Origin of the sequence: Candidatus Ponderosibacter sp. Uisw_141_02, from assembly GCF_048087665.1 — a bacterium.
In the GTDB taxonomy this organism is placed as follows: domain Bacteria; phylum Pseudomonadota; class Alphaproteobacteria; order Puniceispirillales; family Puniceispirillaceae; genus UBA3439.
In genome coordinates, this window is sequence record NZ_CP159807.1 from 695,079 (window position 1) to 707,644 (window position 12,566).

Below are 12,566 nucleotides of genomic sequence, written 5' to 3' on the forward strand. Positions count from 1 at the left end.
TTAGGTTATTCTTAAAATATTGATCTTAAATTTGACTAGAATGAGCTTGAATTCCGATGATGCAAAAAACACTTCTCGCAATCAGTGTAACTCTTTTCTGGACTTTGCCAACTTTCTCTGGTGCAGATAGCGTTATTTCAAAGGGTATGCACCCTTTTCCCTCAAGCATTAGCCTAGATAAGTGTTTTGGCGAAGCTCTTTTAGATGCTAAAAAATCTGCAATGAGTAAGTTTGGCTTAGAGGGGCTTACCTCTTCCTCGATGGAGGTTTGTGTTGAGACCAGCTCCATCGCAAATTGCGAGCTTCATCAGGAAACGTTGAGCTATTTTGATGGAGGATATATCTCATCATTTAATATTTTAAATAAATCAGAAACTGCTTCTGGTGGGCAAAGAGAGTGCATCATTGAGATTGAAGCTGACGTGCAACGTTATAGTCAATTGCCTGATCCAAATTTTGCCTTATCTGCAAGCTTGAAGGGAAAAAGGACAAAGTTAAAGGGAGATGAAATCTTAGTGGAAGGCGAGACGAACCAGAAAACAAACCTTTTTTTAATGGCTTGGTACCCCAACATAAGCGATGATAAATATTATAAACTTTCACCAAATACCTTTGAAAAATTTGAAAATGTTAGTGGAAAATTTGCCATCCCTTCTTTGGAGGGTCAGTCACAATATGGTTTTTATGCAGAACCTGATATGAATTTAGATGAAAATGTTCAATTTGAGGTTCTGATTCTGCTAGCAACAAAAAGGCCGTTTGATTTGCTGGAGATTGAAAATTCTGCCAGCCTTTATCAAAGGCTGAACTCGCTTGGCCGTGATAATTGGCAGATGATAAAAATGGGTTACAATGTTTTGAAAAATTGATTTTGGAGTTCGCATTAATGAATTGTTCATTTTTTTTGGGGTTGTCTTGTTTTTCAATTTTTATTTCTTTCGCCAGCAATTTGTTTGCGTTCCAGATCCCTGCCGGTATGTCGGCGTCTCACAACGTTTGGGTTTTGAAAATTCAATCAAATCAAATTCCAGATTGGTGTCTTAATTTCATTGAAGACGACCATTTAATCAAAGCTTGTGGTATTGCAGAGAGCAAAAGCTTATCAATGGCGCGCTCGCGAGCTACAATGGACGCAAAACGACAAATAGCTGATCAAGTTAATGGGGTGATTTCGTCAACTATGGAAGAAATTGTTACCTCGATATTGAGCAATGAAAACGAGGAAACCACATCTAAGATTGAGGTAATCACGAACTCAGCGATTAAGAAAACAAAGCTATCGGGTTATAAAATTGTTCAGAAACATTTGATCAGAGCGCAGGCAAAGCACACCTATGTTGTTCTAATTGAGTATCCTAAATTATTGATAAGTCAGACCATAGTCGATGAAATGAAGTCTGAAATTGGTTCGGACGACACCAAGGACGAATTAGGGGCTGCGATATTTGAATTGGAAAAAGAAATAGCAAGGCAACGCGTGCTGCAATAGACGAGGTCGTAATCCTCTCTAAAAATGTTACTACAGACAGAGCAAATTAGATAAATTGCTTGATATCTTGCTAAAAAAAGTTGGAAGGTAGGGGCATGAAAAATGTTTATTTTGGAGATTTTATTATGAAAGCCTCGCCGGTTTTAGCTGCCTTAACTCTAATTGCTTGCTCCAACGTTGCTATCGACAAAGTATATGCAGGGCCAAATTCATGGGGTGATGCTGAGAAATATGCTCCTATCCAACAAAGGCAATTTTGTGATTTGACAAACCGTCATATAGCTGAGCTCGCTGAAGCGACAGAATCGCGTAATGAAATTAAAGTAAATATGACTAAGAAGAAAAGGCAGCTTGATTTGGATGGTCTCTTGCCAGAGGGTGCGTTCAATGATTGGATCGTAAAAGTTGTTTCCGTGAAGCAGGTCGTTGCTCCTAAAAATACATCGGTAGACGGAGATGCAGCCATTGTGCTGGAATTGTGGTGTGGTACGCAAATTGGCACCGGTCAGTTGAAGGTCCCAGATGGCGAAGATGTTTGGGGTGCAACGATCAATTATGACAGCAGAGAATATAGAGAAGTCTCAAAATTATCTTCGGGTGATTTTGCGGTCGTCAGTGGAGAGTTTATGGCATTAAGAGATTTTTATGCTGGTTACAAAGAGACATTTTACGCATCGAGGTCGCTCACTAGTGAGGAATTGAAATCTCAAAGCACTGCTAAATATTCAAACGGAAGCGAATTGTTTCTCGCCAAGGTAAAGTATATAGCTGCGGCTAATTAGAACTCATAGGCGCCTCGCCTTTTGATAAGGGGTTGTGCACAAGGATATTGTGAGAAACTCAATGTCGCTGGGCTTCAAAAAAAATATAACGTTATTTGAGGCAGGCTCATTTGCAGCCTTGACAGGATTTTTTTTGCTTGCTCTTGGCGGGTTTGTTTTATTTCCCATCAAGGCCACTGCAGGAAATTGGAATGTTGGCAAAAGTAGCGGTAAGACTTTTGATTATACCAAAATCCAGACGAGAAGCGTCCCCAGGTCTTTTCCAGAGTATAGCTTTACACTTGATCAAAACTGCAAAACCCAAAAAGGTAGTAAGTGGAGCGACAGGCTATACGCATATGTCAGTAATGATTTCTTTTGGAGCGGTGCGATAGGTCGTAACCAATCCAGGTTATATACAGGCAAAAGAGCCAATAGAAATCTCTTTGTCATCACTGTTTCAGAGGCCTCCACGAAGTGGAGAGACAAACCTGTTTGGATCCAATACCGCTTAAAGGGAAAAAATGTTGTTGATGCTCTTCTAAAAGGGGTTACAGGGCGGTACGAGAGTGGCGGTGGCTATTGGAGAGAATGCACCCTTAAACTTTCCCAGCTTCGTGATGTCGATAGTTACAAAAACAATAACCGCCCTTTTCTTGCACAAACTCGCGCACTGGAAGCAATGGAGCTCAGTCAAGCGGGCGTATTACATGAGTTCTTTGGGCATGGCTGGCTTAAAGATGAAAAGTATGATTTTGTGGGTTTGGCGAACAAGCTTGAAGTTGCAGCGGCTGAAGAACGCCGCAAAGCTGAAGCTGAGCTGGCTATAAAGCGCTCGAAGGAAGAGGCTCGTTTAGCAAAACTTCAAAAAGAGGCCGCATTGCGGTTGAAGAAAAAACAAGATGAACGCATAGCTGAATCAGAAACCGCTCAAAAGCAGGTCAATGAGGAGTTAAAGCAAGCTGAGGCGTTGTTAGCTAAAAAGAAAGCTGCGGAAATTGCTCGTTTGAAGGCTGTTGAAGAAGGCCGCCGAAAATCAGCGGAAGAGGCTCGTTTAGCGGCAGCAGAAGCAGCTAAAAAGAAAGCAGAAGAAGAGGCACGGATAGCGGCAGCTGAGGCCGCCAGAAAGAAAGCAAAAGAAGAGGCGCGCTTGGCAGCAGCTGAAGCCGCCAGAAAGAAAGCAGAAGAAGAAAAACGTCAGGCTGAGATTGAGCTTGCGAGAAAGCGAAAAGCTGAAAAATCTCAGCTTTTAGCTTTAGAAAAGTTGCAGAAAAAAGCAGAAGAAGAGGCTCGTTTAGCGGCAGCTGAGGCCGCCAGAAAGAAAGCAGAAGAAGAGGCTCGTTTAGCGGCAGCTGAGGCCGCCAGAAAGAAAGCAGAAGAAGAGGCTCGTTTAGCGGCAGCTGAGGCCGCTAGAAAGAAAGCAGAAGAAGAGGCTCGTTTAGCGGCAGCTGAAGCCGCCAGAAAGAAAGCAGAAGAAGAGGCCCGGTTAGCGGCATCTGAGGCCGCCAGAAAGAAAGCTGAGCAGCAAAAACAACTATTAGAAATTGCTGAAGCAAAGAAAATGGCTGATGAACAGCTTAAGCTTGCTGAAGCTGCCGAATTAGCCTTGAAAAAAGCTGATGATGAAGCAAGCCTCACTGCATCTGAGTTGGATAAATCGCCTCCAAAGATCTTTGCAGAGATCACTCAAGCCGAAGGCCCTGAAGCGGTTGTTGAGGGCACGATTTCTGATGATGTCGGAGTAAAATTCGCAAATGTTGATGGAGAGGCATTAAAGCTTGCTGCTGACGGATCTTTTACTTCTGTTGTTTACATTCCCCGAAGTGGCAAAACTCTTACCTTTATCGCATCCGATGATGCGGGCAAAAAAACTGAGTTCAAGCTCGAGTTAGTGCGTGGTAAAACATCTAGACCAACCCGCCAAAAATTTGCAGCTTTGAACCCTGTAAAAAGAAAAGCAGCCTCAAACAAAAATGCAATTGCAATGATAATAGGCATCGCTGACTACGAGCGGACATCTGCAAGGGCAGCATATGCAGACGACGACGCTAAATATTTTTATGACTATGCAACCCTCAAACTTGGTGTGCCTGAAGAAAATGTTTTGGAGCTTATTAATGATAGAGCTGACAGAACTGAATTGAAAATTGCTACAAAGAGTTGGTTAAAAAAAGCAGTTTCTCCTCGGCAATCAGATGTGTTTGTATTTTTTGCTGGTCACGGAATGGCATCCGATAACGGAAATAATATGTTTTTGCTGCCCTATGATGGGGCCCCTGAACTTCTAGAAGAGTCGGCAATTCGCAGGGATGTCTTATTTGGTGATATTGATGCGACAAACCCTCGATCTGTGACTGTATTCTTGGATACATGTTATTCCGGCACATCGCGTTCAGAGGAGCAGCTTGTCTCTGCAAGGCCAGTCAGCATAAAGGCCAAGCCACAATCAATTCCTAAAAAATTCACCGTAATTACAGCTGCAGGAAATGATCAAACAGCTAAGCCTCTGGAAGAGGTCAAGCACGGTATGTTTAGTTATTTTGTAATGCGTGGTTTAGAGGGTGATGCCGATGGTAACAGTGATAAAAAGATCACTGCTGGAGAGCTTCACAAATATGTTCAGAAAAACGTGGACAGATATTCAGCAGGTAGCCAAACGCCCCAAATACAGGGAAATGCAGACGCAGTTTTGGTTAGGTTTCAGTAATTGATGGCGGTCAACAAATAATCATGAAAGCTATGGAAGATCAGCCGCGAGTATTGTTCATTAAAATGTTTCTGAGTGGCTCAGGAAAATCAATCAGTGTTGTATTTTAATGAATAATTCATCCAAAATTATATACGTCTTATTGTGCCTTGGCCTGTTTTATGACGTTCCATCTTATGGCAAAAATTGGAACACTGACGACCCCACCAAAATTGCGGATATGCCAATTCGGCGTGTGCCAACCACATTTCCAAACGTTGTCACCAGAGTTTTTCTGAAATGTGAAGATAGTAATCAGAAAAAGTTTCAACTTGGCTTCAAGGGGTTTTTCGACAACGAGATGTTTTATGGATCATTTGGAAGCATCTCATCTTCTGGCTTTAAAATGTACCGGGGCCGCCGTGTTTCTCGAGACCGCTTTGAGATTAGGGTCTCTGAGGCGTCGAGTAAGTGGCGGGATAATCTTGACTGGATGACATTTAACATTCGCGGCAAAAATTTAACTGAAGCACTTTTATCAAAAAAGGTGATTGGAGAGTACAGTTCAGGCTCATTTTGGCGTAAATGCTCGATGTTTATTTACCAGCCTGACGAAATTAACATTTCAATCAATGCGCGTGCCGCCCAATTAACCGTCCTGGCACAAAACCAAGAATATGTTCTGAAAAAGATGGGTAAATTGGGTTTGAATTTTGGGTTTAAATACGACTTTTCTGGGGCAAAAGAAAGCCTCCTAGCAGAAGCTAAATCTGGCAGTCAAAAGGAACGAACTCTTACTTTAAACCATAAACAAAATCTGGCCACAACCGGGGCCCAAAAAAAGAAAGCAGAGGAGGAACGGCTAGCAGCAGCTGAGACCGCTAAAAAGAAAGCTGAGGAAATTGCTCGTTTGAAGGCTGTTGAAGAAGCCCGCCGAAAAGCAGAGGAAGTCGTACGCTTGGCAGCAGTTGAGGCCACCAGAAAAAAAGCAGAAGAAGAGGCTCGTTTAGCTGCAGCTGAGGCCGCCAGAAAAAAAGCAGAAGAAGAAAAACGTCAAGCTGAGATTGAGCTTGCGAGAAAGCAAAAAGCTGAAAAATCTAAGCTTTTAGCTTTAGAAAAGTTGCAGAAAAAAGCCGAAGAAGAGGCTCGGTTAGCGGCAGCAGAAGCAGCTAGAAAGAAAGCAGAAGAAGAGGCTCGGTTAGCGGCAGCAGAAGCAGCCAAAAAGAAAGCCGAAGAAGAGGCTCGTTTAGCTGCAGCAGAAGCAGCTAGAAAGAAAGCAGAAGAAGAGGCTCGGTTAGCGGCAGCAGAAGCAGCCAAAAAGAAAGCCGAAGAAGAGGCTCGTTTAGCTGCAGCAGAAGCAGCTAGAAAGAAAGCAGAAGAAGAGGCTCGTTTAGCTGCAGCTGAGGCTGCCAGAAAGAAAGCAGAAGAAGAGGCCGGGATAGCTGCAGCCGATGCTGCGAAAAAGGAAGCAGAACAACAAAAGCTGGCGACGACCAGTACAGACAAAATACCTCCCAAAATACTTGCTGAAATCATAAAAGCAGAAGGAGCAAAAGCTATTGTTGAGGGCGTAATAACCGATAATGTGACAATAAAATTTGCGCGTGCAGGAAAAGAAACTCTCAATATAGATGATGAGGGAAAATTCAGGCAAGAGGTCTACATTCCACGAAATGGAAAATTGGTGAAAATCACTGCTGAAGATGCTGCTGGCAACAGCTCAACTTTTGATTTATTTTTAGAGCGTGGAAAAATAGACAAAACTACGCGGGTTATGTTTGCTGAATTAAATCCTGTAAAAAGAGACGCTAAGAAAAACAAAAATGCCATAGCTCTGATCGTTGGCATCGCTGACTACGAGCGGACATCTGCAAGAGCGGCATACGCAGACGACGATGCTAAATATTTTTATGATTACGCAACCCTCAAACTTGGCGTGCCTGAAAATAAAATTTTGGAACTGACTAATGAGAAGGCGGATTTAGTTGAGCTGAAAATTGCGAGTAAGAATTGGCTCAAAAGGATGGTTTCTCCTCGGCAATCAGATGTGTTTGTATTTTTTGCTGGTCACGGAATGGCATCCGATAACGGAAATAATATGTTTTTGCTGCCCTATGATGGGGCCCCTGAACTTCTAGAAGAGTCGGCAATTCGCAGGGATGTCTTATTTGGTGATATTGATGCGACAAACCCTCGATCTGTGACTGTATTCTTGGATACATGTTATTCCGGCACATCGCGTTCAGAGGAGCAGCTTGTCTCTGCAAGGCCAGTCAGCATAAAGGCCAAGCCACAATCAATTCCTAAAAAATTCACCGTAATTACAGCTGCAGGAAATGATCAAACAGCTAAGCCTCTGGAAGAGGTCAAGCACGGTATGTTTAGTTATTTTGTAATGCGTGGTTTAGAGGGTGATGCCGATGGTAACAGTGATAAAAAGATCACTGCTGGAGAGCTTCACAAATATGTTCAGAAAAACGTGGACAGATATTCAGCAGGTAGCCAAACGCCCCAAATACAAGGAAATGCAGACGCGGTTTTGGTGAGATTTCAATAATGGACTTGTCTTGAAAGGCAGATGTAGATCACAAAACGGGTGACAGTTGAAATTAAAACAAAAAAATAACAGACTTTATTTTGGTCTACATCAGAGTTTTTTTGAGGCATTACTCTTGATTGCTATTCAAGGTTTACCACGCTCCAACGCAAGAAGCGATGAGGCGGACATAGCCCCCTTACCCCCTTCGCCCACCAATGCTATAATCTCCCTATGCAAACCATCCAAAAAGCTCGGCTTAGATCCGGCCAATTCGCTCCCGGCCAATCGGGTAACCCCGGAGGCCGTCCAAAGGACGAACATCGCGTCGCTGAACTATCGCGCTCCTACACGCTTGAGGCCATAGACACGCTGGTTGAATTAATGCGTGATGGGAAGGACGAACGTATTCGCGGAACCGCGGCTCAGGCGCTCCTAGACCGCGGTTGGGGCAAGGCGAAGGTAGAAGTGGTTACAGGCGCTGAGGGCAGCTATTTGGACGTCTTGCGAGCCGTTAACGAGCGGTTGGCAGGAGGAAAAAGAGACGTGCATATCGCATAAGCCACCCCAGCCCGTTATTTCGATGGGGGGGTATCGGCGGATCAAGCGCTACGGTCGTACAAATGGTCGTACATTCGACTTGCCGCGCTCAATCTTAGGTGGCAGAATCTCTGGAGTTATTGGGCTATCGCAGTGGTGCTAACCCTTCTCGGCCGCACCATTTTCCTATCCATCGCACCTACGAAACCTACGTCAACTCAAGTTCCTCTTGAGCAATAACAACAGGTTATCCAATCACTGGGCAGTGTCAACACGTACATTTGTTATACACAGTGTTACACACCAGTGTGACTCCTGTTGACTGAAGACGCCCCCCAGTACCCATCGTAATCTTACGACTTCAAAAAAGGGGCTAAGGGGTCGGTTGTTGCTCTTTTATCATTGCATTTATAATTTTGCTTTGATTGTCAAAAGGCAGTCAGAGACAAATACCACTTGTAGGAGCTTCTCTATGGGCTGCTAAGAGGGTTAAAGCTAACCATACTGCTAGTCCATATGCCTTTCCTAGATACACATCAGCTGAAGGGATTAACGCCAACTCTGCATCAGCAGCAATCAACAAGTGGCTGAAGCCTAGACTGCCAGAAGGATGTGTAATCCAAAGCTTTAGACACAGCCTCAGAGACAGACTGAGGGCTGTTCAGTGTCCATCAGATATGATTGATCAGATAGGTGGTTGAACTACTGCTGGTGTTGGGCAGAGTTATGGTGAGGGGTTTGATTTGCTGAGTAAATCACGTAATCTAACCCTAGTGTCAACATGAAATTGAAGGGCGATGAAAGCTGAGGATTGGAGAGATCAAATGTTGCATAGTTCACGGGCTATTTTAGCACTCAATGGAACCTTAATGATAATTCTTGGAGGAGCCTTTTGGATGTTTCCAGAATTCTTCACCCTGTTAATGTTTCCAGATTTTGCTGAGAACCAGCAAGCAATCGACGTCGGTGTGGCATTGCGGAAAAATATGGGGGCAGGCTGTGCCTTTATTGGCGTAATATTGTTTTCGTGCCAGTCTAGTCCGAAATCGACGGCACAAAGGTTGTTGTTTTCATCTGCAATCGGTTTCCTTTTGATGGTCACAGCTCTCTTACAGGTAAAACTTTCGGGACAAGCAGACGTTCCATTATTCATTCTGATTTTTTTTTCAGCCTTGTGTGTTTTGTCACTCTTTGTGGCATCACGGCGGCACCAAGAATAAACGCTGTACTACCCACCCTCACGGCAATTCAAAAGAATCATTTAAGATCAATAGGATATCTTAACCTTTGTAAGGAGAATGGTGCGGCCGAGAAGACGTCATTGCCAAGCCCTACTTCTCTGATGATGACAATGCCCAAGCAAGTCAACCAATATCCATTCCGGACATTCGGAAGGTGCAATCTCTGTGCAAAGACATTGACGATGAGATTAGATGGTTGATTGCTCTAATCAGTGACACTGGCATGAGATTAGGAGAAGCTGCTGGGCTGTTGAAAGAGGATATAAAGGTGAGTGAACCTATTCCTCATATAGACCTCAAACCTCATCCGTGGAGGAGTCTAAAAACTAGAGGCAGTCAAAAGACTCATTCCATTAACCAAAGAGGCTCTATGGGCTTCTAAGAGGCTTATAGAGGCCAATAATGATAGTATATTTGCGTTTCCCAGATACTGCGATGAAACAGGCTGCAAAGCTAACTCAGCGAGTGGAGGCTTGAATAAATGGTTGCATCAGTATGTGCCTGATAACTGTGTCATCCATAGCTTCAGACGCAGCCTCAGAGATAGGTTAAGAGCAGTGGAATGTCCCAGTGATATTGTTGATGCAATAGGAGGATGGAAGACCAGTGGAGTAGTTCATGGCTATGGAAATGGGTATCCATTGCAGGTCTTAGAAAGGTGGATGAAGAAAATCTAATCACCTTAGAATGGGAAACGTGAGCCTTGTTGTTCAGGAACTAGAAGTTTCAGTTCCTTGTTTTCAGCGACTGGAACGCAGGTGAACTTTGGTGGTGCTAAGCCCACCTCCTGAAGGTCTTTGCCACTGTTCTGAGCAGCAGCGTAACAACTGCCAGCATTTTCATAACGGAGACCACTATCCAAAATATTACCACCAAGAACCCAAAGAAGTAGAAATTCCAATTTACTCACCAATTTTATCTAGATTTGATTGAATAAAGATTTCGTGATTGTCTATTTCACGCGCCTAATCTGTTGCACATAATGTGCTGACATATCAGGTGTTTAGATAAGAAGATGGTGCGGCCGAGACGCAATGTGGTGCGGAACTAATAGTGTCTAACTAATTGAATATTATAGACAGTTTTAACTCTTGGCAAGAGGCTTGTGATACCCTTTGTGATACCTTTTTAAGGCTAAGGATTTTAGGAATCTTACGTCCAAAATCATACCCTAGTACCCATCGAAATCTCATGACTTCAAAAAGGGGGTTGAAGGTTAGGCTGTGTTTGGCTGTTGTTTAGTTAAATATTTAACCTTTTAAGCCGAGTAGTGCTTGACGTAACTTAATCAGCTTCGGTAACCACAAAATACCCAGAGAACGGTCCGCTCCCAGTTTCGTCAGCTACTGTATTACCACCACCATCATTCTCGTAAAACTGAGCGCCGTAGTTGGTCAATACAAAGTTAAACACAACAGAAATAGTATTTGCTGTAACAGTCACTGGAGTGGGCACGTTCATGACACCAACTAAACGGCCAGATTTTATGCACACACCACTAGAGGCACCGTTAGTTTTTTGACTACGCGAAAGGCTAGTATTGGTCACAAAAGCATCTATCGTTCCACCACTCACAACTGCCCCAACGTAGCCTGAGTCACAATCGGTACCACCACCACCGCCATTACCAAATTGGGTTAAGCTATCAGTGCATTCCCCAAAATCAGCTTCAGTAGTGGTTACAGTACAATCGGACTTGCTGTAATAAGTGTCTACGGAGTTAGTATGAACTGCTGAAGTGACAAAGGTTGAGCCCATGATGATATAAGGGTACCCGTAGCTTCCTTCAGTCGGAGCCGAGCTAGCGCCGGGCATAGAGATCGACCCGCCGGTTAAAATCGTCGCGACGTCAACTGTTGTTGGCGCGGCATCTCTATAAGTTACCACACAACTCGATGCATCAAACTCTTCATCTGTTTTTGCGGTGCCATATGGATGGCTTTTGCAAAGCCCCATCTCATAAATTGTAACTTTGTAAGAGCTAGGAGTAACAGTGCAGTCACCACCGGATGTGAAAGGAGAGCTCGTATCACAAGTTGGGGAAGCAGCACCAGGCGAGACATTAGTAGCAGCAGCCATCGACACATTGGTAGACAAGTGGCCAGTAAATATTAGAACACACGCTGTTACTGTCGCTAGAACATATTTATACACCGCTGACTCCTGAGCTAAACTGTGTCTGAATTACGATTGCATTGTTACGCCGAACTTTATCAAGCATTTTGTCTTTCATCGAAGAGTTCTCAAACATCTCGCCAGAGAATAACGGTTTGCTTGACTGGGCAGGCGCACCACCCATCGGAATAGTGTAAGTCAGTTGGCCAAAATTTTCATCTTTTGTCAGACCATCATAGTCTCTACGGCCAAGTTCGACCTGAACGCCATTTATCAACTGCGAGAACGCTATGCTGTAGGTGTTACCTTTGGTATCGCCAACGCCATCTTCACCCTTCCATTTCCAATTCTTCACATAAAGCTTTGCAGCCGGCATGTAGGGGATTTGTGCGCCCAACTCAATGTCATGCCCGTCTAATGCCCGTTCTTGATTACTGTTTTTACCTTTTTTCCATTTGGTTAGCGCCTTGTAGCTATTTGCAGTAAATTCAAACGCTGAGGCTTTCAACTCTGCCCCAATACTGACCCGTTGGTGGCCATATTTTGGGTCGTAGTCCAAAAATGCGTTAAAGCCTGTAATAACGCTTTCATCATCACTAAGGTAACGGCGTCCTAAACCTAAGTTCAAAATAGCTCTTGAATTGGCGTTCGTAAGCGATGATTGCATGAACGTTTGCGCATGACCATTGTCACTTGGCTCAAAGCCTTTGACATTGGTAACCGCATAACGTGTCTTTTTGCTTTTGATGCCAGTTATGCTGATATCGGTTTTGGAATGGGTCATGGAGTTATCGATGGCAGCCGCCGTTGACATTGCGGCTTTATCAACGCTTTTCTTCACAACGTTATCGACTAACGCCTGTTCTGGATTGGCACTACCTGCAGCATCCGAAGCCATCTTTGCAGCGGCTTCTTGACGTTGACCTGCGCCATCATCCGGGCCGAATATAAAATCGACGGTGTTATCCCACCCACTGCCAATCGAAGAACAGCCTGAAATGGCAAGAGTTGATGCAGTCAAAAGTAAGGTTATTCTTCTCATGATTACCGTCTCCGCAAATTTAAGCCACAACCGTAGGCATTGGTTCAGATGCTTGTCAACGAAGAGTTTGCAGACTTGCAGTTGACGTTTAGAGGTGGCTTTTGGTTTTCCTTGGCCTTATCTCTTTGATGGTGGTGTAGGAGGTGGAGGCTCAAA

10 protein-coding genes are annotated in these 12,566 nt (G+C 44.0%); 7 read left to right on the top strand and 3 right to left on the bottom strand.

The window, feature by feature from the left end; translation table 11 throughout:
- Positions 1-56: 56 nt before the first annotated feature.
- The 7 genes from ABXT40_RS03550 to ABXT40_RS03580 all read left to right on the top strand — a co-directional run bounded on the left by ABXT40_RS03550 (position 57) and on the right by ABXT40_RS03580 (position 9,232).
- Complete coding sequence (locus tag ABXT40_RS03550; RefSeq protein WP_443646463.1) at positions 57-869, top strand: hypothetical protein; 813 nt, start codon at positions 57-59, stop codon at positions 867-869.
- Positions 827-1,489: an LPP20 family lipoprotein gene (locus ABXT40_RS03555; RefSeq protein WP_443646464.1), complete on the top strand. Its 663-nt coding sequence runs from the start codon at positions 827-829 to the stop codon at positions 1,487-1,489. Before ABXT40_RS03550 ends, ABXT40_RS03555 begins: the two co-directional genes overlap by 43 nt.
- A 95-nt stretch (positions 1,490-1,584) precedes the next feature.
- Positions 1,585-2,271 (top strand): hypothetical protein, encoded by a 687-nt coding sequence (locus ABXT40_RS03560; RefSeq protein ID WP_443646465.1) that lies wholly within the window; start codon positions 1,585-1,587, stop codon positions 2,269-2,271.
- Between the two features lie 61 nt (positions 2,272-2,332).
- Positions 2,333-4,957, top strand: a complete 2,625-nt coding sequence (locus ABXT40_RS03565) for a caspase family protein (RefSeq protein ID WP_443646466.1) — start codon at positions 2,333-2,335, stop codon at positions 4,955-4,957.
- A 109-nt stretch (positions 4,958-5,066) separates the two neighbouring features.
- Complete coding sequence (locus ABXT40_RS03570; protein ID WP_443646467.1) at positions 5,067-7,493, top strand: caspase family protein; 2,427 nt, start codon at positions 5,067-5,069, stop codon at positions 7,491-7,493.
- A gap of 213 nt (positions 7,494-7,706) precedes the next feature.
- Positions 7,707-8,033, top strand: a complete 327-nt coding sequence (locus ABXT40_RS03575; RefSeq protein ID WP_443646468.1) for a DUF5681 domain-containing protein — start codon at positions 7,707-7,709, stop codon at positions 8,031-8,033.
- 803 nt (positions 8,034-8,836) lie between these two features.
- Positions 8,837-9,232 (top strand): hypothetical protein, encoded by a 396-nt coding sequence (locus ABXT40_RS03580; RefSeq protein WP_443646469.1) that lies wholly within the window; start codon positions 8,837-8,839, stop codon positions 9,230-9,232.
- A 703-nt stretch (positions 9,233-9,935) separates the two neighbouring features.
- Here the strand turns inward: ABXT40_RS03580 and ABXT40_RS03585 are convergent.
- The 3 genes from ABXT40_RS03585 to ABXT40_RS03595 form a co-directional block, all read right to left on the bottom strand.
- A complete protein-coding gene (locus ABXT40_RS03585) occupies positions 9,936-10,154 on the bottom strand; it encodes a hypothetical protein (protein WP_443646470.1) in 219 nt (72 codons plus the stop codon).
- Between the two features lie 383 nt (positions 10,155-10,537).
- Positions 10,538-11,332 (bottom strand): hypothetical protein, encoded by a 795-nt coding sequence (locus tag ABXT40_RS03590; protein WP_443646471.1) that lies wholly within the window; start codon positions 11,330-11,332, stop codon positions 10,538-10,540.
- A 67-nt stretch (positions 11,333-11,399) separates the two neighbouring features.
- Positions 11,400-12,410: an inverse autotransporter beta domain-containing protein gene (locus tag ABXT40_RS03595; protein ID WP_443646472.1), complete on the bottom strand. Its 1,011-nt coding sequence runs from the start codon at positions 12,408-12,410 to the stop codon at positions 11,400-11,402.
- Positions 12,411-12,566: the final 156 nt, after the last annotated feature.